Here is a 25,598-nt window from a genome sequence, read left to right on the forward strand (position 1 = left end):
ATTAGAAGTCAAATAAATAAAGTCCAGATCATTACATCTGGACTTTTTAATATTAAATATGCCTAATAATTATTGCCTAATAATTATTGCTTAATAAATCGCTTTGTTATTATTTGACCTTCCGAAGAAAACCTAATTTGATAAACACCTGTATTTAAGTTACTAATATCAATAGCATTGTTTTTTAAAGTTCCTTTAGAAACTATCTGGCCAACCATGTTATAAATTTCAAATGAAAGATTTGTATAGTCAGACTTAATATTAATTGAACTGCCTTTAACCGGATTTGGATATAAAGCGATGTCTTTTAGTTCTTCAACAGCTATCGTGTTTGTTTCGATTGTAGTCGCCACTGTTTTTGTTTCTGCTTCTGCTTTTGCTTTCGATTTTCCTGTTTCTGCCTTTCTACCAGACTTACTAGTTGATAGCGATACATCATCGATAGCAATATCTGCCTTCCAGGTGTTACCTGTTATTCTATTAAAACGCAATTGCACACTACCACCTAAATAAGACGAAAGATTAACACTTGCAGATTGCCATGAATCACCTATGTTTCCTGAACTATTCCAAATCGATGTCCAGCTTGCACCATTATCATCACTTACTTCTAAGTCAATAGTTCCCGAATCGGTTGAACCTAGTTGATGATATTTAAAACTAAAAGTTGCATCTGATAAGCTCGACAAATTAAAACATGGTGAATTCAAAATCGCTTGTTTTGTTAGGTTTGCTGAAGCTTCTACAAATACGTAGTATGAACCTTGTGACGCACTTGTCGGACCTGTACCACTTGAAGGTGTTCCGTTGGCATCAACAGTCCAGTCAATATCATCTGCACTAGATTGTGTCCAGCCTCCTAACGTATTTTCAAACCCTTCAGTATATGGAAACGATGTAATTCCGTTAGCACATCCATAATTGACACTTTCTGTTAAACTTACCTCATCAATGGCAATATCAGCCTGATAAGAATTGCCTACAACTCTATTAAATCGCAGTCTAACACTTCCATTTAAATACGCAGTCAAATCAATATTTGCGGTTAGCCAAGAATCGCCTAAATTCCCTGAACTATTCCAGATGGATGTCCAGCTTGCACCATTATCATCACTTGCTTCCAAAGCAATAGTTCCTGAATCGGTTGAACCCGATTGATGGTATTTAAAACTGAAATTGGCGTTTGATAAATTAGACAGGTTAAAACATGGAGAATTTAAAAACGCCTGCTTTGCTGGATTTCCTGAAGCCTCGACAAACACGTAGTATGAACCTTGTGATGCATTTGCAGGACCTGTCCCACTTGAAGGCGTTCCGTTGGCATCAATTGTCCAATCGATATCATCTGCACTGGATTGTGTCCAACCTCCTAACGTATTTTCAAATCCTTCAGTATATGGAAACGATGTAATACCACTAGCACATCCAGAATTGGTGCTTTCTGTTAAACTTACCTCATCAATGGCAATATCGGCTTGGTAAGAGTTACCTACAACTCTATTGAATCGCAATTGAACACTTCCTCCAATATAGGTTGTCAAATCAATCTCGGCCATTAACCATGAATCACCTAAGTTTCCAGAACTATTCCAGATAGATGTCCAGCTAGTACCATTATCTTTACTTAGTTCTAAGTCCAGGGTTCCCGAATCAGTTGAACCCGATTGATGGTATTTAAAACTGAAATTGGCATTTGATAAATTTGACAGATTAAAGCATGGCGAGTTTAAAAATGCCTGCTTTGCTGGATTTCCTGAAGCCTCTACAAATACGTAGTAGGTTCCTTGTGATGCACTTGCAGGACCAGTCCCGCTTGAAGGCGTTCCGTTGGCATTAATTGTCCAATCGATATCATCTGCACTAGATTGCGTCCAGCCTCCTAACGTATTTTCAAACCCTTCAGTATATGGAAACGATGCAATTTCTTCTGCACAATCTTCATCTACAGTATTAATAATTTCTTTTAAGCTAATCTCATCAATGGCAATATCGGCCTGGTAAGAGTTACCAACAACTCTATTGAATCGCAATTGAACACTTCCTCCGAGATATGCTGCCAGATCAATTTCAGCCGTCAGCCATGAATTACCTAAGTTTCCAGAACTATTCCAGATGGATGTCCAGCTAACACCATTATCGTCACTTGCTTCTAAATCAATCGTTCCTGTATCCGTAGAACCCGATTGATGGTATTTAAAACTGAAATTGGCATTAGACAAATTTGACAGATTAAAACATGGCGAGTTTAAAAATGCTTGTTTTGCTGGATTTCCTGAAGCCTCTACAAATACGTAGTAAGTTCCTTGTGATGCACTTGTCGGACCAGTACCGCTTGAAGGTGTTCCGTTGGCATCAATTGTCCAGTCAATATCATCTACACTAGATTGTGTCCAGCCTCCTAACGTGTTTTCAAATCCTTCAGTATATGGAAACGATGCAATTTCTCCTGAGCAATCTTCATCCACAGTATTAATAATCTCTTTTAAGTTTATCTCATCAATAGCAATATCTGCTTGGTAAGAGTTTCCTACAACTCTATTGAATCGCAATTGAACGCTTCCTCCAAGATAAGCTGCCAGGTCAATATCAGCATTGAGCCATGAATCGCCTAAGTTTCCAGAACTATTCCAGATGGATGTCCAGCTAGCTCCATTATCATCACTTGCTTCCAAATCAATCGTTCCAGTATCCGTAGAACCCGATTGATGGTATTTAAAACTGAAATTGGCATTAGATAAATTAGACAAGTTAAAACATGGCGAGTTTAAAAATGCTTGCTTTGCTGGGTTCCCTGAAGCCTCTACAAACACGTAGTAAGTTCCTTGCGATGCACTTGAAGGACCCGTTCCACTTGAAGGTGTTCCGTTGGCATCAATTGTCCAGTCGATATCATCTGCATTGGACTGTGTCCAGCCTCCTAACGTATTTTCAAACCCTTCAGTATATGGAAACGATGTGACTTCATTAGAACAGTCAGTAGTAACTGTATTTGCCGTTCCTTTTAAATTCACTTCATCAATAGCAATATCGGCCTGATAAGAATTTCCTACAACTCTATTGAATCGCAATTGAACACTTCCTCCAACGTAAGCCGCTAAGTCAATATCGGCAGCCAGCCATGAATTCCCTAAGTTTCCAGAACTATTCCATATGGATGTCCAGCTAGCGCCATTATCATCACTTGCTTCTAAATCAATCGTTCCTGTATCTGTAGAACCCAATTGATGGTATTTAAAACTGAAATTGGCATTAGACAAATTAGACAGGTTAAAGCATGGTGAATTTAAAAATGCTTGTTTTGCTGGATTTCCTGAAGCCTCCACAAACACGTAGTAGGTTCCTTGTGATGCATTTGCAGGACCTGTCCCACTTGAAGGTGTTCCGTTGGCATCAATTGTCCAGTCTATATCATCTGCACTAGATTGTGTCCAGGCTCCTAATGTATTTTCAAACCCTTCATTGTATGGGAAGGTTGCAATTTCATTTGAACAGTCAGGCGTTGTATTTGCCACAATAGACATTTCATTGAGATAATACTCAAGATTGGTATACCCATCAGGTTGAACACTATTAGCATCTGATGAATTATTAGGATTCAATCCATTTTGGTTTTCCCAGACATTTGGCATGCCATCATTATCAGAATCATAATTAGCAGGTCTGGAATTAATTGGTGTATTACTAACTGAATTATGAAACTCTAAATAGTGTTGTTTAGTAACTATATTAGTTGGTGGATAAGAATAATATTCAGATACATTATTAGTAACATTCGTGATGTAAATATCATCTGTTTTATCACGATATATTGCAGCACTACCATCACTATTTAAATATTTATTTGCTCCAGCATTTAATGGTACATTTATAAGGGTTTGCTGAGCAGTCATCAATGTTGGCGCTTCACCTAGTAAGGGCAATGGTGAAGATAAACGAAAATCAGTGTCAGCATCATCCCATTGATTAATTCCTGCATACGCGCCACTATTTACATTAAATCTATGCACATAAAGACTCCAATCGTCACCTGCTTCGGTTAAAAAAGAGGGATAAACATTACCATCAGTATATATTCTTATATTAGAACGCTGACTCGAGCTACCAATATCTAACCAGTTAACTGCAAAATCATATCCTCTTGGATCTGCTGTTTTTACTCCACTTTGATAAAAGTTACCTATTTCGTTTAACTGTGAATTATTATGAGCAGCTACAGCCATTAACCTTGTAAACCAATTATGAACGACATTATTTATAACATCAGTTCTAAGCGCTGTAACGTTTGGAAATCTGTGACTTATATTATAGTATAAATTACCAATTATACTATAATTTGTAGAAATAGGACTATATCCATCTCCAGCAAGCATACCGGTTTTACTTTCACCAAAAATACAGTTTTGCACTGTAATATTTGACGAACTACCAACTGTGCTAAATGCTTCATCTCCTCCCCAGGAAATCGAACAGTGATCAATTATAAAATTCGTACAATTGACGCCATTTAATGCATCAACGTTACCAGCTGGATTATAATCAGGTCTAAATCTTATATATCTTACAATTACATTATCTATGTCTTGAAAAAACACGGCTTTCCCTGTAATTGTTATTCCTCCTAGTGGAGCAGTATGCCCAGCAATAGTCAAATTACTAGCATAAATGTGTAAGTTAGATGTTAATTGAATGGTGCCACTTACATCAAAAACAACGGTACGATTAGAAGCACTTACTGCGTCTCTAAAACTTCCTAATCCGCTGTTATTTAAATTTGTAACGTGGTAAACATCGCCTCCACGACCTCCTGTAGCATATGCTGCTGCTCCAACTGCATCTGGAAAAGCTTTCTGTTGCGCAGTACTAAAATTTGATATGCAAAACAGAAGTAATAGTAAAAAATTGAAGTTTAATAATTTGAAGGCACGATAGAGAGGGCTTCTATGGTTAAGTGTAATCATTTTAGGGTTAATAATTTGTAATGGATTAATATTTTTTTTATTAATTATTTTTAAAATGCAATTTTAAAACATGCGAAAACCTTCATGTAGAATTTTAAATCAATTCAATTTTCTAGACGCAAAACTACAATTCTAATCAACTAATTTAAAGCCAATTGCGACTAATTTTCATTAAGAATTTTCGTACTAAAAATCTAAAAATTGATTAGATCATACATACATTGCATTATGGTATACGATTTGATATACGATGAAAGTGCAGAAAAAGACGTTGAAACGTCATTTATTTATTAAACGAAGCTTAAATACTAAAAATTAACGCACATAACAAACTGACGTACAATAGATTAAAATTATTAAGATATGTATAAAATTATTTAAGAATCATATGAAGTGTACTATTGTTATTACATAAAAAAACCACTGCTAGCATATTTATACTAGCAATGGTTATTACAATTAATAGCTAATTCAAAAATATATTACCGAATCGGGATTTTCTTTAAGACACTGGTATCGTCATAAATCAATCTAACAATATAGATGCCTCTGGCATAAGGTGATGTATTAATTGATCGTATCATTTCAGATTGGTTTTCTAATTCTGATGCACTAAATAATTCAGTATATAAGACTTTTCCAGACATGTCATAGATAGATATTCCTCGAGCAGTTACCGAATCTAATCCATTAATTTTAACTTTTAATACGTCTTCTGTCGGCTCTTGATATACTATAAAATCAAAGGCTTCAGTTTCAGTTGGTGGCGGATTTTCTATCGTATTACAAGCTTCAACAAATACCATTACAGTATCCTCATCACTATCTAAAGCATTGTAAACTAAGACAGAGTATTCTGTATCTGAATCTGGAGACACTTCAATACTTTGAGTTGTTTCACCTGTATTCCATAAGTACTCCTCTCCTCCTGTTGCTGTTAGAGTGACTGTTTCTTCTGAACAAATTGTGATGTCTTCTCCTGCATCAGCTTCCACAATGCCAACAACATTTACAACTACAGCTGATGTGTCTTCACAATTATTGATATAACCCGTTACTTCATAGGTTGTCGTTGCTGATGGGCTTACGGCTATATTTGGCTGTGTTGCGCCATTATTCCACAGGTAACTGTTGGCACCACTGGCCGAAAGTGTCACGAATTCACCTTCCAAAATCATCACTTCACCTCCATTGCTAATGATAACATTAGGATTCGGATTTACTGAAACAGTAACATCTGCATCATCTTGAAATGCGCCTTGATACACAGTAACCGTGTAAGTTTGCGTTCCTGAAGGGTTTACTGTAATGCTTTGCGTGGTCTCACCTGTACTCCATAAGTAAGCATCTCCTTCTGAAGCTGTCAATGTCGTCGAATATCCCTGACAAATTGTTTGATCTGCTCCAGCACTAGCTTCAAAAGCAACTGTTACCATAACGTCATCAGAAACTTCACATCCATTAGAAATTCCAGTTACAGTGTATAATGTAGTTTCATTTGGTGTAACAACAATGCTTGCTGTTGTTTCTCCAGTACTCCACACATAAGAATCTGCTCCTGTTGCTGTCAAGGTTGTACTTTCTCCTATAAAAATCGAAGTATCAGCACCTGCATCTGTTACTGGTAATTCATTAACGGTTACTGTAACACTATCTTCATCTGAAGCTGTTTGAGCTGTATTAAATGCTGTTACAGTATAATTTGTTGTTGTATTCGGATTTACAGTAATGCTTGCAGTAGTTTCACCTGTACTCCATACATAAGTTGTTCCTCCTGTTGCTGTAAGCGTTGTGCTATCTCCATTACAAATAGTAACATCTGATCCAGCATCGGCTGTAACATTTTCTATGTTTACTGTTACCAACACTTCATCTGAAGATTCACAGTTGTTAGAAAATCCTGTTACTGTATAAGCTGTAGAACTGTTTGGTGACACTGCAATCGATGCTGTAGTCGCTCCTGTACTCCATAGGTATGTATCTGCTCCTGTAGCAATTAATGTTGTACTTTCTCCTTCGGAAATGGTCACATCAGCACCTGCATCTGTTGCTGGTAATTCGTTAACTATTACAGTAACACTATCTTCATCTGAAGCTGTTTGCGCTGTATTAAATGCTGTTACAGTATAATTTGTTGTCGTATTTGGGTTTACTGTAATACTTGCTGTAGTTTCACCTGTACTCCATACATAAGTTGTTCCTCCTGTTGCTGTAAGCGTTGTGCTTTCTCCATTACAAATAGTAACATCTGATCCTGCATTAGCTGTAACATTTTCTATGTTTACTGTCACTAACACTTCATCTGTTGATTCACAGTTGTTAGAAAACCCTGTCACTGTATAAGTTGTAGAACTGTTTGGTGTCACAGTAATCGATGCTGTAGTCGCTCCTGTACTCCATAAATATGTGTCTGCTCCAGTAGCAGTTAGCGTTGTACTTTCTCCTTCGGAAATGGTCACATCTGCACCTGCATCTGTTGCTGGTAATTCGTTAACTATTACAGTAACACTATCTTCATCTGAAGCTGTTTGCGCTGTATTAAATGCCGTTACAGTGTAATCTGTTGTTGTATTTGGGTTTACAGTAATACTTGCTGTAGTTTCACCTGTACTCCATAAATAAGTTGTTCCTCCTGTAGCTGTAAGCGTCGTGCTTTCTCCATTACAAATGGTAACATCTAATCCTGCATTAGCTGTAACATTTTCAGATTGTACAATAACAGTAACACTGTCGGAAGTTTCACAGCCATTTGAAGTTCCCGTTACTGAATAAGTTGTAGTTGCATTTGGACTTACTGAAATGCTTTCACTAGTCTCTCCTGTGCTCCACAAATAAGAGTCTGCTCCAGTTGCTGTTAGCGTTGTGCTTTCACCTTCAGTAATGGTTACATCAGAACCTGCATCTGTTGCTGGTATAGCATTAACAGTCACAAGGACCTCATCTGTATCAGAACAATTGTTTTCAAATACTTCAACGGTATAGGTAGTTGTTGCATCCGGACTTACCGTGATACTTTGAGTTGTTTCCCCTGTACTCCAAAGGAATGTTGTTCCTCCAGAAGCTGTTAATGTAGTTTCATTTCCAAGGCATATATCAGAATCGTTACCTGCGTCAGCTATAGGTAATTCGTTAACAGTGACAGTCACACTATCTTCATCCTGATTTGTACCAGATACACTAAATGCAGTAACTGTATATGTTGTCGTTATTGTAGGTGAAATATTTATACTTGCGGTTGTTTCTCCTGTATTCCAAAGATATGTTGTTCCTCCAGTTGCTGTAAGTGTAATAGTTTCTCCATTACAAATCTCGGTGTCATTTCCAGCATTAGCATTGACACTGTCATCTAGCAAAAAAACAGTAACCGAATCTGAGTCCTCACAACCATTGGTAGTTCCTGTTACAGAGTATGATGTATCTAAAACAGGGTTAACAGTTATCGATTGTGTAGTTTCACCAGTACTCCATAAATATGAATCAGCACCTGTAGCAGTCAATGTGGTACTTTCTCCTATAAATATAGTAACATCTTCACCAGCATCAACATTTGGAATATCGTTTACTGTAACAGTAACGTTATCTGTACTCGTACAATTATTCTGCGTAACTTCAACAGAATATGTTGTAGTCACACTTGGGTTTACTGTAATTGAGGCTGTTGTTTGACCTGTGTTCCATTCGTACGAAGTTCCGCCTGTAGCAGTTAACGTAATTGGTGTTCCTAAACAAGTAGATACATCCTCACCTGCATTTGCTGTTGGTAGTTCATTTACTGTAATTGTAATTTGTGCTTCAGTAAAACTTCCATCAGAATGTGTTCCTGTTACTGTATACGTTGTAGTTACAGTTGGAGCCACAGTAATACTTTGAGATGTTTCATTATTAAAATCCCATTCATATGAATTGGCATTTGCAGCTGTTAAAACAACCTCTTCACCTTCACATATAGTGTCATTGGTTGCATTAGAACTTACTGTAACTTCATTTCCATTTGTTTCTCCAGTACCAGGTGTATCCACCTCATTCAAAAATTCTTCAACGTTTGTATATCCATCTCCATCTTCATCTTCAGAAGCCGCATTAGAAAGTGTATTATATTGTATCATTTCCCATTCGTCAGCCATACCATCATTATCAGTATCGTAATCAGAAGGTCTTGAGTTTATAGGTGTATTACTTACCGAATTATGGAAATTAACATAACTTGGTTTACTTGTAATATTTGTTGGTGGATAAGAATAGGGTTCTGATGTACCATTAACAACATTAGTCACATAGGTATCATCAATAGCATCACGATATTCTCCTGTAGTTCCGTCGCTATTCAAATATTTATACGCTCCAGAATTTAGAGGAACATTTTCTAGAGCTTCTTCGGCAGTCATAATATTCGTAGGCTCTCCTAACAATCCAAATGGAGATGATACTCTAAAATCAGTATTTCCATCATCCCACTGATTGGTTCCTGCGTAAGCTCCGCTCGTAACATTAAATCTATGAACATATAAGTCCCAATCATCTTCAGATTCACTTATAAATGAAGGATAGACATTTCCATCTGAATAGATTCTAATATTAGATCGCTGACTAGCGCTACCAATGTCTAACCAGTTTACAGACCAGTTTGGACTTCTTGGCTCACCAGTCTTTGTTCCGCTTTGATAATAATTGTTTATTTCGTTTAACTGAGCATGATCACGTGAGGCAACAACCTTTAATCTTGTATACCAGTTATGAACCACATTGTTAATAACATCCGTTCTTATAGCATTAACATTAGGGAATCTGTGACTTATATTATACCACAAATTACTGTTTATACTGAAGTTTGTTGAGCTAGCATTACTACTTTCTCCTGCTAACATCCCAGTAGCACTTTCACCAAATATGCAATTTTGAACGGTTACATCAGATGAACTCCCTCTAAGACTAAATGCTTCATCTCCTCCCCATGATACCGAACAATGATCTATAATAAAGTTAGTACAGTTAATCGCATTTAACGCATCAACGCTTCCACTGGCATTATAATTAGGTCTAAACCTAATATACCTTACAATAATATTATTGGTATTTTGAAAATAAATAACGTTACCAGTAATTGTGATTCCTCCTTCTGGTGCAGATTGTCCAGCTATTGTTAAATTATCAGCATAGATTGATAGACTGCTCGATAGCTCTATTGTTCCACTAACATCAAATACAATAATTCTATTTGATCCACTAACCGCGTCTCTAAAACTACCTGAGCCACTATTATTGAGATTGGTGACATGATAGACTGAACCTCCTCTACCTCCAGTAACATGTGCTCCAGCACCTGTTGCACTAGGGAAAGCTAATTGAGCATAAGAGGCTAAACTAGAGATTAAAATTAGACTAAATAAAACATTTTTACATAATATCGAAATGCCATAGGCATGCCATAGGTTTTTTGGGGATTTCATGTGCTATTAAATTTGGGGACTTTAATATTGCGACCAATCTAGACAATAAATTTAAAAATTAACGTTTAAAGTATTAATTATTCGATAATGTGTATTAAAAATGAAATATAATTCCTACTTTTTACTATAATTGACTATATTTTTGTCAAAAATTTGTCAAAAAAACAATAATACTTAATGTACGTTGGTCGATAAAAAATGGATTACATCGATAAAATTTTAACAAAATTTTCTACAATTCTTACATATAATTAGGAAAAATCACACAAAAATTATTGATAACAATAAAGCACAGCTAGTAAATTAAATAGCAACTTCAAACACAAAAGAGACAGACTTGTAGGATAAAAAACAATCAAGAAAAGATTATGGATAATCGTTAAAATAGACGTTTTCATCAAATTTATAAGCTAATATCATTTCTATTTCACATATTTGGAACATCAAAATAACCTACTTACAACCAAAATACTTTATATTGAACCAAATCGCAGTACCTATCAAGTCAAAACTATCACTCTAATTGAACAAAACGGATAACATAAATAAGTTAGTAACCTATTTATTCATCATAGGTTTAGCTCTAGGCTTAATTTTTGTATATTTTGCTCAAGAGCGATTATACAGTAAGATGTCCTCTGGTTCAATATCATTAGGTCCTGAACGCTATTTCAGATCGCTTTCTGTCATATTCATATTTATTTCGGTTCTAATCAGCATATTCCAATCCAGAAAAAAGTATCTGCCCAAATTTTTTATAGCCTATCTTTTAATTCTGGGTTATATCACAATAAACTACCTTTTTACTGGTCCTGGTCTTGATGACATTACAGGATTAATGGATACTAAAGGTATTGGGCCTTGGATTTGCTTAGGTTTGATATTCGTAGGGTTTGATGATAAGAGGTATGAGATTTTCAAAAAATTTCTGCTCGTTGCTGTCCTTGTGATTTCTGCCTATGTAATTTATAGTCTTGTGGTTTACGGAATAGGTCTGTATCGTGGTCAATCACTCGCTAAGTATCGTGTCTATGCAACTAATCTCGTATGGATCTCACCATTTGTGTTTTTAATATTGAAGGATAATAAAAAACTCAGATTCATAAGAATATTTGCAATCATTATTGGTATATCAACAGCTCTGGTCACCTTAACAAGATCATTTTTATTAATTTTTCTAATGGTGATTATTTTTGATTTTATTCATACCAAGAAAAAAACATTTTATGCTATTGGAGGAGTTCTCGTCGGAATACTATTCATATATGTTTTATTAAATTCTGAAGCATTAAGTACCTCTTTAGAGCTTTTACAGCAGCGAGGAACAAATGATACACGCTCAAATCAATTAAACGCATTTTTGAGTCAGATTAATGTTTATGATCTGATTGTTGGAACTGGCTTTGACTCCACATGGGATTTTAATGGACGACAATATCCATATCTCGATAATCAATGGCTTTTATTATTGTGGTGGGCTGGACTCATTCCTGCAATGATGTACTTTTATTTAACAGCCGTTATACCCTTTAAGTTATTTATAAAAAAAGGACAAGACTATGAAACAAGAGTTGAATCTTTTGTCCTAGTCATCTGGACTCTAGCTTGTGCTGGTGTTTCAATATATTCTACGATGTCTGTAGATTTTTACTTTTTTATTATTTGTGTCATTCAAGGCCGTTTACTATATAAATACAGCAAACGAAGTGAATATAGATAAAGACACCATAAAAAAAATAGTCACGTTGTATGGTTCAACATTTATTGGTGTAGGCTTAGGCTTCGCCATAAGTGTATTCAATACTCGAGTTTTAGGAAAAGAAGCCTTTGGTGATTTCAAGTTTATTGAAACTGTTTTTCGCTTTTTAGCTAGTCTGGTATCAGTAGGTATATTTATTTCTATCACAAGAATGCTTGCCATAGCAAAAAGCAAAATCTACACACATCGTCTTATAGGCTTTTTTGTAATAGCATTAGCCATTGCTGGTGCGATTGGAGTTATTTTATTGCTCATTTTTTCTTTTATAGAGCCTATTTGGTTCTCTGGGAATTTGGGTCATATTTTCAGGCAATATTCATTTTTAATTTTCGCTATTCTTGGAAGTATTGCCTTGAGGGAAATTCTAAAAGGCCTAAATAAAATATATACGTTATCAGTTTTAAATGCAGTTCCTGCAATTCTATATTTAGTAATCGCCTACAGTTTCAACCTAAAAAACCCATTACATCTCGAAGACATCTTATTACTCTTTTATGGTTTTCAGCTACTTTTTTTAATTGTAATTATAATTAAACTGAAACCAAAGTTTGATATTAAAAAGAGCCTTGTCAAAGATGTAATTCATGAGAATAATACAAATGGAAAGCCTATATATTATGGAAGTCTTGCTGGTGTCGCAACAGCACATATAGTTGGGTTTTCACTATCCTATTATATAGACAATACTCAAGTAGGCTTTTTTACACTAGCTATGACTGTATGCTCCCCATTAATTATGATACCATCTGTTTTAGGAACAGTGCTTTTTAAAAAATTTGCAAACTTCGATTATATACCTAAAAAGGTTATAATTTTTTCTATTTTAGCCACAGTTTTAGCACTAATAGTATTTTATGTTTTTATTGAAAGAGTATTTCTACTGTTTTATTCTGAAGACTTTACGCCAGCAATAGACATATCAAAAATATTAATTTTTGGCTTTTTGCTCCATGGCTTTGGAGACCTGATTAATAGATTTTTAGGAGCAAATGGTAAAGGTAAATTATTAAGAAATTCTGCATTTGTCGTAGGAATTGTTAATGTTTTGGGCTATACTATTTTAGTCAAATATTTTGGTGTTACCGGAGCAATAGTGACTAAGATTTTTGCAAGTGCAACTTATCTATTCATGATGTATTATTATTATACCAAATTCATTAAAAAAAACAAATATGTTTAAAGGAAAAATCCTTTTAATTACTGGAGGAACAGGTTCATTTGGTAATGTAGTCTTAAACCGATTTTTAGATACTGATATCAAAGAAATAAGGATATTCAGTAGAGATGAAAAGAAGCAAGACGATATGAGAAATCGGCTTCAAAATGACAAGGTGAAATTTTACATTGGTGATGTTAGAGATTTCAACAGCATTGATAGAGCTATGAGTGGTGTTGATTATGTGTTTCATGCTGCTGCTTTAAAACAAGTTCCTTCATGTGAGTTCTTCCCTATTGAAGCCACAAAGACCAATGTTTTAGGAACTCAAAACACTATTGATGCTGCCATCAAAAATAAAGTCGAAAAAATTATTTGCCTAAGTACCGATAAAGCAGCGTATCCAATTAATGCTATGGGAATCAGTAAGGCGCTTATGGAAAAAGTGGCTATTGCAGCCTCGCGAAACATTTCTGAAGACAGCACTACTGTATGCTTAACCAGATACGGAAATGTTATGGCCTCAAGAGGATCGGTTATTCCTCTTTTTGTGAAACAAATTAAAGACAATATGCCTTTAACAATTACAGACCCAAATATGACGAGGTTTTTAATGTCATTAGAAGATGCTGTTGATCTTGTAATATTTGCATTTAAAAATGGAAATCAGGGAGATTTGTTTGTCAACAAAGCACCTGCAAGTTCAATTGGAGATTTGGCTGCTTCAATTCAAGATATCTTCAATGCAAAAAACGAAATAAAAATCATCGGAACCAGACATGGTGAAAAATTATATGAAACACTCTGTACTCGCGAAGAAATGCAAAAGGCTGAAGATATGGGTGATTTCTACAGAATACCTGCCGATAATAGGGATTTAAACTATAACCGTTACTTTTCAGAAGGCGAAAAAGATATTAGTAAAATAGAAGATTATCACTCGCATAATACAACGCAATTAACTAAAGATGCTCTTAAAGACACGCTTATGAATCTGCAATTTATTAAAGACAGTTTAAATGAGTAATGAGCACCAAATAATTGAAGGTGATTTGTTTAGTGATAATAGAGGTACATTGTCATTTGTCAATGCTTTTTCGTTGCAACCCATCGTTCGTTTTTATGAAATTGCACATAACGATACAACAACAATAAGGGCATGGCAAGCACATAAAAAAGAATCCAAATGGTTCTATTGTTCGCGTGGAGCATTTAAAATTAGCTTAGTCAAATTAGACACTTTTGATAATCCCTCTGATGATTTAGAAGTCTTTTCTTTCGAATTAAATGAAAACAAACCACAAATACTCTATATTCCTGGAGGTTATGCAAACGGTTTTAAAGCCATCACTGATGATGCTAAACTTATGGTATTTTCAAATTTTGATTTGGAAACATCAAAACAAGATGATTATAGATTTGAAACCAATAAATGGATAAATAAATGGTAAGATTATGATGAAAATTGGAATAACAGGACAAGCCGGATTTATTGGAAATCATCTTTTCACGACCTTAAGTCTCGACGATTCAATAGCCTTAATCCCCTTTGAAAGACAGTTCTTCGAAGATGAAACAGCATTAAATACTTTTGTTTCTCAATGCGATGTTATTGTTCATTTAGCAGCAATGAATCGCCATGAAGATCAACAGGTTATCTACAATACGAATATTGCTTTAGTAAAAAAGCTTGTCAATGCTTGTGTACAAACTAATGCAACACCACATATTATATTCTCATCGTCTACGCAAGAGTTAAACGATAATCTATATGGAAAATCTAAAAAAGAAGGTAAAACTATTTTTGAGCAATGGGCTGTAGCCTCTGGAGGTAAATTTACATCGCTAACCATTCCTAATGTTTTCGGACCATTTGGTAAGCCTAATTACAATTCATTTATTGCTACATTCTGTCATAAATTAACACACGGTGAAACACCTGAAGTACATGTTGACTCTCAAGTTAATTTAATTTATGTCAACGAATTAGTTGCAGCATTTATTGGTATCATTAAAGAGGACATACCTACTAATGAGTTTAACACATCCTGTTATGAATATCTTGTGCCGCATACAAGTTCTAGAAAAGTATCAGAGATTTTAGCTTTATTGGTGTCTTTTAAAACTAATTATTTGGCTAATGGTGTATTTCCATCATTAGAAGATCCTTTTGAAAAAGCACTTTTCAACACCTATAGATGCTATATTCCCGAAGATCATTATCCTGTACTTTTTGAAAAGCACACAGATCCAAGAGGCATGTTTGTAGAGATTGCTAGAACTAATACCAGCGGACAATTTTCCTTTTCAACCACAGTGCCAGGAATTACCCGCGGAAATCATTTCCACACAAGAAAAGCTGAGCGTTTTGCTGTTATAAGCGGAAAAGCATTAATCCAGTTGCGAAAAATCGGAACAGATAAAGTTATAGATTATTATCTGGATGGTGAGCATCCTGCTTATGTAGATATGCCAATCTGGTATACACATAATATAAAAAATATAGGTGATACAGAACTTGTAACCTTGTTCTGGATTAATGAACCTTACAACCCAGAAGACGCTGACACTTATTTTGAAAATGTATAAGTCATGAAAAAATTAAAAATTGTTACAGTAGTAGGAACACGACCAGAAATTATACGACTCTCTTGCGTGATTTTAGCTTTAGATAAAAATGAAGCCATAGATCATGTATTAGTCCACACTGGTCAGAATTACGATTATGAGCTAAATGAAATATTTTTTGAAGATTTAGGTTTACGCAAGCCTGATCATTTTCTAAATGCTGCAAAAGGGTCTGCTACCGAAACTATAGGTCAGATTTTAATTAATATCGACCCAATTCTCGAACAAGAACAACCCGATGCTTTTCTCGTATTGGGTGACACCAATAGCTGTTTAGCAGCTATTACTGCTAAGAAACGTAAAATCCCAGTATTTCATATGGAAGCTGGAAACCGATGCTTTGATCAACGTGTTCCAGAAGAAACAAACAGACGTATTGTAGATCATTTGGCGGATATCAACCTAACTTACAGTGATATTGCTCGTGAGTATCTTCTTCGTGAAGGCTTGCCTGCCGACAGGGTTATAAAAACGGGAAGCCCAATGTTTGAAGTCCTACACAAGTATCTGGATCAAATAACAGATTCAGATGTATTAAGTCGTCTTAACCTTGAAGACGGAAAGTATTTTGTAGTATCTGCTCATCGAGAGGAAAATATTAGTAGTGAGGTAAACTTTAATGGATTAATAGAAAGTCTGAATACCATTGCAGATACGTATAAATATCCAATTATTGTATCTACACATCCGAGAACGCGACATATGATTGATGCAAAAAATGTCAAAGTGAGAGACGAAGTAAAGTTCATGAAGCCCTTAGGTTTTAGTGATTACAACGCTTTACAAAGAAATGCTTTTGCAGTACTATCAGACAGTGGTACGATTTCAGAAGAATCGTCAATTTTAAACTTTCCTGCACTAAATATTAGAGAAGCACATGAACGTCCGGAAGCTATGGAAGAAGCTTCTGTGATGATGGTAGGACTCAAACCAGAACGTATTTTGCAAGGTTTGGCCGCTTTAAAGGTGCAAGAGAGAAACCCTGAACGAAATTTCAGAAGGGTTGCCGATTACTCTATGCCTAATGTAAGCGAAAAAGTAGTTAGAATTATCATCTCATATATCGATTATGTAAACCGAGTGGTTTGGTCTAAATGATAACTGTTGAAGAGGGGCGTTTTTATATATAGTAATTTTAATTTTTCAGTAAAAAATGCTGGAGTCACACGTATGCTTTACTATGCGCAGGCAATTGCTAGTACAGATACTCCTGTGTATTTACTGACCTGCAGTTCGTCTCCGATAGAAAAAAATGCATTTACTGAAGTATATCCAAATGTATTTATCCTTAAAGATAATACGATAACGAATAGCTTTTTTGGAACTTATAAATTCATCAAGAACCTTTACAAGTTTTCAAAAAGTATAGTGAAAGAGCAAGCTTATATCTTCTACCCTTCTCCTCTGGTTTATCTGGAAATTATTGCGCTGTTTTATTTGAAACTTTTAAAAAAGTGCAACGTATTTTATGAACTCAATGAAGTTAGAAAATACACATCAACTTTTCATGACGGTATAAGTATAAAGCGTCCGAAATATTCGATTAAGAAAATTATTTACAAAACGGTCTTTTCTGCTTTAGAATACTGCCTACGTTTTTACGATGGTTTAATTTGTATTTCTACTGCCATTGAAGCTTATGGAAAACGCTTTAATTCATCAACAATTCGAGTTCCTATTTTAACCAATCCTAATTTTAAAAAAGAGTTTTCAAATTTGGTTTATAGTCGAGACAACACATTTAACATTGGATTTTCTGGGAGCATTCATCCCAATAAAGAAAACTTATCCAACTTTTTTAAAGTACTGGGAGAACTTCACAAAAACAACTACGCTTTTACTTTAAATTTATGTGGTTATTTTCAAAAGGAACACCAGAATGTATTGATAGAAAAACTAGCTACAGATTTAAATATTAAGACCAATATAAAATACTACGGAAATTTAAATGCTAAAGAATTATCGACCTTTTTAGATCAACAAGACTTATTAGTGATTCCTCGCGGCTATACACTTCAAAACAATTATGGTTTTTCTACGAAACTTTCAGATTATTTAGATCATGGAAAACCTATTTTAGTCACTGATGTAAGCGATAACAAGCTTTTTATTAAAGATGGAGTTAATGGTTTTATTGTACCAACAGATAATAATACTAAAATGCATGAAAAGTTAGAGTACATTATAACTCACTATGATGATTTTTTAGACACTATTCAAAAAAATGCCAATGAAACCTCCAGAAAGAGTTTCTACTATAAAAACTTTAATGAGTTATTGTCAAACTTTATCTTTCAACCAAAACACACCTAATTATTAAAAACAATTTGATAGTTTTAAATCATCAAAAGCCCCTTAAATGAACAAAAAAAAGATATGTATATTAACAATTAGCCTTAACATGGGTGGCGCAGAACGCGTCATTAGCCTATTGCTAAAGCATTTGGTTCATGATTATGATGTGACGTTAGTATTACTATCAGACGACATTGAATTTGACATCCCAGAACAGGTAACATTACACGTTTTAGGCAAGTCTAATATTCTTAAAAATAAGCCGCCTCATAGCAAGCTTAAAAGCACAGTCATGTTTATTTACAAGTATTATAAAATTGTAAAGCGTGAAAAATTTGATATTGCTATGTCCTTTCTGGCCTTACCAAATATTATAAACAGCATCATAGCTAATTATGTAAATCATAAAAAAACACATACTGTTATTAGCGAACGTTGTTATCCTTCGGAAATGTACAAACAAGGGACTTTTGCTATGAAAATGGCTAAAATATTCTATCCGATTTTTTATAATAAGAACGATCGTTTGTTTTCAAATTCTGTGCACATCAATGAGGATTTGAAGGAAAATTTCAAGATTAAAATACCAATGGATGTTATTTACAATCCTATTGAAATTAGTCATCCTAAACCCTTTAAAGACAGCTATGATGGCTCGGCACCTTTCAAAATCATAAATGTAGGAAGTCATTCTCATGCTAAAAATCAAGAGTTAATCTTAAATGCGTTAAGAACTCTTGATACGGATGTGTCGCTAACAATTTTGGGTACCGGAAACCTCACACAAGATTTAAAAGACTACATTCTGACACATCATATTACCAATGATATTCACATGCCAGGAAAAGTGAAAAATGTCGGCGAATACTTACTCCAAAGCGATTGTTTTGTCTTGTCATCAATCACTGAAGGCTTCCCTAATGTATTACTCGAAGCTATGGCTATTGGTATTCCAGTGATATCTACAAACTGTATGTCTGGCCCGCTGGAAATTTTAAATGATAATGAGGAAGTTACGATAGACGATGGTGAATTTTATCTGGCAAAATATGGTATACTTATTAATGTAAATGATAATATTGCATTAACTAAAGCCATTACCTTTTTCAAAGACAATGATGACATGAGAAAAAAGTATAGTGATTTAGGGTATAAAAAAGCAAAACAATACGATCTTCCTGAGATCTATAAAGAAGTTAAATTATTATTAGATAACGAATACTAACTATGTGCGGAATTAATGGTGTCATATTCAAATCTGAACAAGAGTCTCATAGTGTAAAGCAAACGCTTACAAAAATGAACGACTTGATCATACATCGCGGTCCTGATGATGATGGTGTCTATACCAAAAGTGATCCACGTTATGCCGTTGGAATGGGAATGCGTCGTTTATCGATTATAGATTTGAGTACGGGAGATCAGCCAATGTACTCTGAAGACAAATCCATAAGCATTGTTTTTAATGGAGAAATTTACAATTACCAGACTCTAAGGCATCAATTAAAAGAGCAAGGCATTAATTTCTCGACAACGAGTGACACAGAGGTTATTTTAAAACTTTATGAAGCCTATGGGACCGACTCGTTTGCGATGCTTGATGGGATGTTCGGTTTGAGTATACATGATTATAAGGCCAACAAACTATATATTGCTCGGGATTTCTTTGGAGAAAAACCACTATACTATACAAATACTAAGGATTGTTTTTACTGGGCTTCAGAGCTAAAATCCATTTTTAATGGGTTGCCTACGCGTCCTGCTATTAGCAAAGATGGATTGAATCTTTATTTCAGACTCACATACATTCCTGCGCCTTATACGATTTATGAAGACATCCATAAATTAGAAGCTAATAATTACATCGCATATGATTTAGAAAATTTTGATTTTTCAATCCATCAAATCCATGATACGACGCCTAAAGCCAAGTCTCAATTATCATTCGATGAAGCTAAAGCTGAAGTCAAAGATCGTGTCTTCAAAAGTGTAGAATCCAGATCGGTTTCAGATGTTCCTTTAGGGACTTTTCTTTCAGGAGGCGTCGATTCTTCTGTAGTTTCATATTGTTTATCTGAAATAAGCAATTCAAAAATTGATACATTTTCCATAGGTTTTGAAAAGGCTACTTTTGATGAAACTGATAAGTCGCGAGTTGTAGCGAAACAAATAGGAAGTAATCATCATGAGTTTATTATCAACGAATCCGATTTAGGAGAAAATATAGACAGTATTCTTCAAAATTTTGACGAACCTTTTGCCGATTCATCCTCGCTCCCAACCTATTTGGTTTCTAATAAAACCAAAGCCTACGTTAAAGTAGCATTAACGGGTGATGGTGGTGACGAAGTATTTGGTGGTTACAACAAATATTACATCGGAAAATTAAACAGCCGTTACACGAATATTGTACCAAAATTTATTCACAATGGCATAAAATCATTGTCTTCAGCATCTTTAAAGCGTAAAGATGACAGTAGAGGATTTAAATACAAACTCAATAAACTGGTAAATGCTATCGACTATAATGATAGTTATTATTGGGATATCATTTCCTTGGGTTTTGATGTTAACGACATTAATACACTATTGTCTGACGAATTTCAAAAGCAAGATCTATTTCAGTATTATAAAACAAAAACAGGCATCTCTAATCCAAAGTCATTAAACGATTTTAGAACCATCGACAGGCATTTAAGTTTAGAAGGCGATATGCTGGTTAAAGTAGATCGAACCAGTATGCTCAATTCTCTGGAGTGTAGAGCACCTTTTCTGAATAGAGAATTATTTGAATTCACCATGAGCCTACCTGAAGAGTATCTTTTAAAGAAATGGAGCAAAAAGCACATTTTAAAAGAAGCCTTTAAGGATGTGTTTCCTGAAGGTTTTCTGGAGAAATCAAAACAAGGATTTGGTGTCCCAGTTGGTGATTGGCTAAGAAGTGGTTTAAAGCAGGAACTCTTGAGCTATAGTGACAGGACTTTTCTAAAAAACCAAGCAATTTTCAATACCGATCATATCATAAAACTTGTCAATAATCATGTCAGCGGAAAAGAAGACAACACCTTTAAAGTATGGTCATTTTTCTGTTTTCAAAAGTGGTATACAAAAACCTATTTAAGCTAAGTCATTATCTTGAAGAAACTTATTCGCATAACAACAGTTCCGTCATCATTAAGAACACTCTTAAAAGGACAGCATCGCTTTATGAGCCAATACTATGAAGTTATTGGAGTATCTGGAGATGGTGATGCCTTGCAAGAAGTGAGACAAAATGAAGGCATCAAGACGCATGTTGTAGAAATGACGCGAACCATAACACCTTTTAAAGATCTTAAAGCCACGTACCAGCTCTATAAGTTTTTTAAACAAGAAAAGCCCTTTATTGTACATACACATACACCAAAAGCAGGAACTCTGGGAATGCTCGCAGCTAAACTGGCAGGCGTACCACATCGATTACATACTATTGCAGGCTTGCCGCTTTTAGAAGCAACAGGTTCAAAGCGTAAGCTATTAGATACTGTAGAAAAATTTACATATTCGTGTGCTACACAAATTTTACCAAATTCTACGGCATTGAAGGATATAATCATTAAAAATAAATATGCGAAAGCTGCGAAACTTAAAGTCATTGGTAACGGAAGTTCAAATGGTATTGATACAACACATTACGACAGTGCTCTAGTTTCAGAAGAAAAACAACAGCAATTAAAACAAGAGTTAGGCATTCAAGATACTGATACTGTTTTTATTTTTATCGGAAGAATCGTAAAAAGCAAAGGCATTAACGAATTAGTAAATGCGTTTAACAATCTCTCTTCAAAAGTGTCAGATGCTAAGTTAATACTTGTTGGTCCCAAAGAAGATCATTTAGATCCGCTTTTACCAGAAACAGAAGCCTTTATCAAAGAAAACAAACAAATTCTAGCTGTAGGAATGCAAAAAGACATCAGGCCTTATGTTGCCATTTCTGATGTCCTCACCTTTCCTAGTTATCGGGAAGGATTTCCAAATGTTGTGCTACAGGCAAGCTGTATGGAATTGCCTTGTATTGTCTCTAATATTAATGGCTGTAATGAAATTATAGAGCATCAACTTAACGGCTTAATTATTCCAGTAAAAAATGAAACTGCACTTGAAGAGGCTATGCAGTTTATGATCACTAACCCTGAAAAACGACAAGCTATGGTTGCACATACAAGGTCAAGAATTATTGAGCGTTACGATCAGAGTTTTGTTTGGAATGAGCTTTTAAAAACCTATCAAAGCCTAGACAAATGAAACTATATAAAAACATCATAAAGCGGCTTTTAGATTGTATAGCAGCAAGTCTTGGTTTTATACTCTTATTTCCTGTTTTTGCAGTAACCTGGCTCGTTTTAATGATAAAAAATAATGGTAAGGCTTTCTTTTACCAAGAACGACCAGGAAAAAACGAGCGCATCTTTAAAATCATTAAGTTTAAGACAATGAATGATAAAACTGATGCCAAAGGCGAATTATTGCCGCCTTCAGAACGTTTAACAAAAGCAGGAATATTTGTGAGAAAGTATTCCTTAGATGAAATTCCGCAATTACTCAATGTTATCAAAGGAGATATGAGTTTGATTGGACCACGACCACTTCTCGTCAGATATTTACCCAGATACAACGATTTTCAAAAACAACGCCATTTAATAAAACCAGGTATCACAGGCTGGGCACAAGTTAATGGCAGAAATGCTATAAGCTGGGAACAGAAATTTGAATATGATGTGTGGTATGTCAAAAACTTAAGCTTTCTATTAGATATAAAAATTCTATTTTTAACCTTGTATAAAGTCATAAAAAAAGATGGCATTTATAGTTTTGAAAATGACATAGTACCTGATTTTACAGGTACCGAACAAAAAAAACAAGAATAACACATGGCAATCAATATCCTTTTTACCTGTGCAGGACGACGCAATTATCTAATTAATTATTTTAAAGAAGCTTTAAAAGGTGAAGGTCGTATTATTGTTGCAGACATGAGCACCTCTGCTCCTGCAATGGTTGATGCCGATTTAGCAATTTTGGTTCCGAGTGTTTATAGTGACCATTATATCGATGAGCTCAAAAAAATAATTATCGAACATCGTGTCACTGCTGTCATATCACTAAATGATCTTGAACTTCCTATTCTTTCTAAGCATAAAACTGAAATAGAAAAAACCGGAGCGAAAGTTATTGTTTCTAATGAACGTGTTATTGATATTGCATTCGATAAGATTGAAACTTTTAATTTTCTAAAAAGCATTGGACTAAAAACGCCTAAAACCTATACCTCGATTAGTAAAGTAAAATCAGCTATTCAACAGGGTGATCTCGACTTTCCGCTTGTTGTTAAACCACGTTGGGGAAGTGCTTCTATTGGTATCGATTTCCCTGAAACTGAAGAAGAATTAGATTTAGCATTTAAACTCCAGCAGATAAAACTCAAAAAATCTATTCTCAATACTGTTAGTCAACATGATTTTGATAATGCCATACTGATTCAGGAAAAAATGAATGGCACAGAATATGGCATGGACATCGTCAATGATTTTGAAGGTAATTACTACGGGACATTTGTTAGAGAAAAAGTAAACATGCGTTCTGGAGAAACCGATAAAGCGAGATCTGTCATTGACCAGCGATTTGATGATGTCGGACAAGAGATATCGAAACATCTCAAGCACACCGGAAGTTTAGATTGTGACGTTTTTATTGCCAACAACGAGCTTTACGTCTTAGAGTTAAATCCAAGATTTGGAGGAGGTTACCCGTTCTCACATGAAGCAGGAATTAACACAGCTGCTGTTTATATTGAATGGTTAAAAGGGAATAACAATGTAGCACAGTTTAATCAGTATAAAGCTGGTAAACTGTTTTCAAAATGCGACCGTATGTTAGAAATTAAGTCACGTTAAAAGTCACTTGCTGTGCTTTTTTAGTACCTGAAATAAGATAAGTGTTTTCTAAACTTTTATGCTTGTAAACTTTAATGTTTGAAATATTTTCAGGGTTAGCAAAAGCGAACGAAAACACACACACACGCAAAAATTTATAATCGTCTTTTTCAAATTGAATCAAATCGTAATCTGAAGCTTCAAACTGCTGAATTGAAGAGACCTTAACATTCGAATATTGAGACGTTTCTACTGTTTTTTTATTTGACATTAAAAACTTATACTTTCTATAAAGCTCATTCACTTTTCGCTTCCTCAGATACAACTTTAAAATATAAAAATATTCGATATATTTTGAGGTAAGAATTGATCGTATAGATTTAGAATCGTATAGGATATGGTAATTAAAATCGTAAGCTAAATTTCCCCATTTATGTTTATAGTCAAAATCTCCTTTTGAGAAATCTGAAATTTGATATCCATGATCAAAACACCATTCAAGAAGTTTTATAATCGATGTTTTTCCGATACTAAACTTGTAATAATCAGGATTAAAGACAGTTATAGTCTCAAAAAGCACCTTATCTGCATGGAAATTTAAGGTAATCCCAATAGGATTATCTTCATTATAAATTATAAGAAGAGAGGCTTTCTTTTCTTTCAGCATTTCAAAAACCAACTCACTATAATAGGCCCACTTATCTTTACTTAAGTGATGATAATTAACCTGTTTACCTTCAAAACGCTCATTAAGTAAGGCATGAAACTGATCAAAAAGCACATCAAACTTTGCTTGTGAAATTTCCTCGTTAATAAATTCATAACGAATATTAAAACAGGTTTCAAGGCGTCTTTGATTGGATCTGAATTCTCTTCTGTTTTTAGAACTAAACTGAGCATTTATATAATCATCCTTGTCCTTAAAGTCAGAAATGTCCATTAAAAATCCTTGATATTGAAACATTTTTTTCAATTTCAAACTTGAGGATTCTGGAGGATGAAAGGGTTCTATGTCAAAATAAGTAGGAACATCATAAATTAGAAACGTTTTTCCTTTATAATCTGTTTCTTCAAAATTGATACTATAATCAATACCCTTAGTCAAATTCTTTCCTGCATTGACGTAAATACCAAATCTTGAATACTTTATAAACTTGACGCCATTAATAGATTTAAACGACAATAATGCTTTATTATCATTAAAGTGCTTTGACCAAATGCTTTCAAAAGTTAAAGATGTAAACGGATTTTGAGTCATGAATTTGATTGAAAATGTATTTTTAGGATTCGGAGCAAATGTAATATTTTTGAGTAAACATTGCCATCTATATGACGTAAAAAACACTCCCTTAGATAGTTATTTTTACTATTTCTAATTTACTAATCCCTAGGACTTAACAAATACAGGCATAAACGTGAAAATTAGCCTTTTATCGTATATAT

General features: G+C 34.6%; 15 protein-coding genes. 12 read left to right on the forward strand and 3 right to left on the reverse strand.

The window, feature by feature from the left end:
* Positions 1 to 83 precede the first annotated feature (83 nt).
* Positions 84 to 4,958 carry a T9SS-dependent choice-of-anchor J family protein gene (locus H7350_RS06900; RefSeq protein ID WP_204345165.1) on the reverse strand — a complete coding sequence of 1,625 codons (4,875 nt, stop codon included), beginning with the start codon at positions 4,956 to 4,958 and terminating at the stop codon, positions 84 to 86.
* A gap of 482 nt (positions 4,959 to 5,440) precedes the next feature.
* Positions 5,441 to 10,405: a T9SS type A sorting domain-containing protein gene (locus tag H7350_RS06905; RefSeq protein ID WP_204345166.1), complete on the reverse strand. Its 4,965-nt coding sequence runs from the start codon at positions 10,403 to 10,405 to the stop codon at positions 5,441 to 5,443.
* A gap of 523 nt (positions 10,406 to 10,928) precedes the next feature.
* Between H7350_RS06905 and H7350_RS06910 the strand changes: the two genes are divergently transcribed.
* The 12 genes from H7350_RS06910 (at position 10,929) to H7350_RS06965 (ending at position 24,176) form a co-directional block, all read left to right on the forward strand.
* A complete protein-coding gene (locus tag H7350_RS06910; RefSeq protein WP_204345167.1) occupies positions 10,929 to 12,125 on the forward strand; it encodes a hypothetical protein in 1,197 nt (398 codons plus the stop codon).
* Positions 12,112 to 13,344, forward strand: a complete 1,233-nt coding sequence (locus H7350_RS06915; protein ID WP_204345168.1) for an oligosaccharide flippase family protein — start codon at positions 12,112 to 12,114, stop codon at positions 13,342 to 13,344. Before H7350_RS06910 ends, H7350_RS06915 begins: the two co-directional genes overlap by 14 nt.
* Complete coding sequence (locus H7350_RS06920) at positions 13,337 to 14,347, forward strand: polysaccharide biosynthesis protein (protein ID WP_204345169.1); 1,011 nt, start codon at positions 13,337 to 13,339, stop codon at positions 14,345 to 14,347. The genes H7350_RS06915 and H7350_RS06920 overlap by 8 nt, the downstream gene beginning before the upstream one ends.
* Positions 14,340 to 14,771, forward strand: coding sequence for a dTDP-4-dehydrorhamnose 3,5-epimerase family protein (locus H7350_RS06925; RefSeq protein WP_204345170.1), 432 nt, complete (start codon positions 14,340 to 14,342; stop codon positions 14,769 to 14,771). Before H7350_RS06920 ends, H7350_RS06925 begins: the two co-directional genes overlap by 8 nt.
* 4 nt (positions 14,772 to 14,775) lie before the next feature.
* Positions 14,776 to 15,909, forward strand: coding sequence for a polysaccharide biosynthesis C-terminal domain-containing protein (locus tag H7350_RS06930; protein WP_204345171.1), 1,134 nt, complete (start codon positions 14,776 to 14,778; stop codon positions 15,907 to 15,909).
* 3 nt (positions 15,910 to 15,912) lie between these two features.
* On the forward strand, positions 15,913 to 17,046 hold the full coding sequence (gene wecB / locus H7350_RS06935) for a non-hydrolyzing UDP-N-acetylglucosamine 2-epimerase (RefSeq protein WP_204345172.1): 1,134 nt from the start codon (positions 15,913 to 15,915) through the stop codon (positions 17,044 to 17,046).
* A 72-nt stretch (positions 17,047 to 17,118) separates the two neighbouring features.
* Positions 17,119 to 18,261 (forward strand): glycosyltransferase, encoded by a 1,143-nt coding sequence (locus tag H7350_RS06940; RefSeq protein WP_204345173.1) that lies wholly within the window; start codon positions 17,119 to 17,121, stop codon positions 18,259 to 18,261.
* A gap of 46 nt (positions 18,262 to 18,307) precedes the next feature.
* Complete coding sequence (locus H7350_RS06945; RefSeq protein WP_204345174.1) at positions 18,308 to 19,468, forward strand: glycosyltransferase; 1,161 nt, start codon at positions 18,308 to 18,310, stop codon at positions 19,466 to 19,468.
* Positions 19,469 to 19,470: 2 nt separating this feature from the next.
* On the forward strand, positions 19,471 to 21,369 hold the full coding sequence (gene asnB, locus H7350_RS06950; protein WP_204345175.1) for an asparagine synthase (glutamine-hydrolyzing): 1,899 nt from the start codon (positions 19,471 to 19,473) through the stop codon (positions 21,367 to 21,369).
* A gap of 9 nt (positions 21,370 to 21,378) precedes the next feature.
* The gene (locus tag H7350_RS06955) at positions 21,379 to 22,527 is read left to right on the forward strand and encodes a glycosyltransferase family 4 protein (RefSeq protein WP_235989286.1); all 1,149 of its coding nucleotides are present in this window, start codon (positions 21,379 to 21,381) and stop codon (positions 22,525 to 22,527) included.
* The gene (locus H7350_RS06960) at positions 22,524 to 23,150 is read left to right on the forward strand and encodes a sugar transferase (RefSeq protein ID WP_204345176.1); all 627 of its coding nucleotides are present in this window, start codon (positions 22,524 to 22,526) and stop codon (positions 23,148 to 23,150) included. The genes H7350_RS06955 and H7350_RS06960 overlap by 4 nt, the downstream gene beginning before the upstream one ends.
* 3 nt (positions 23,151 to 23,153) lie before the next feature.
* Positions 23,154 to 24,176 (forward strand): ATP-grasp domain-containing protein, encoded by a 1,023-nt coding sequence (locus tag H7350_RS06965; protein ID WP_204345177.1) that lies wholly within the window; start codon positions 23,154 to 23,156, stop codon positions 24,174 to 24,176.
* Here H7350_RS06965 and H7350_RS06970 read toward each other — a convergent pair.
* Positions 24,163 to 25,413: a GNAT family N-acetyltransferase gene (locus tag H7350_RS06970; RefSeq protein ID WP_204345178.1), complete on the reverse strand. Its 1,251-nt coding sequence runs from the start codon at positions 25,411 to 25,413 to the stop codon at positions 24,163 to 24,165. The two genes, H7350_RS06965 and H7350_RS06970, sit on opposite strands and share 14 nt — an antisense overlap.
* Positions 25,414 to 25,598: the final 185 nt, after the last annotated feature.

The organism is Psychroserpens algicola, from assembly GCF_014526325.1.
GTDB classification, from domain to species: Bacteria; Bacteroidota; Bacteroidia; order Flavobacteriales; family Flavobacteriaceae; genus Psychroserpens; species Psychroserpens algicola.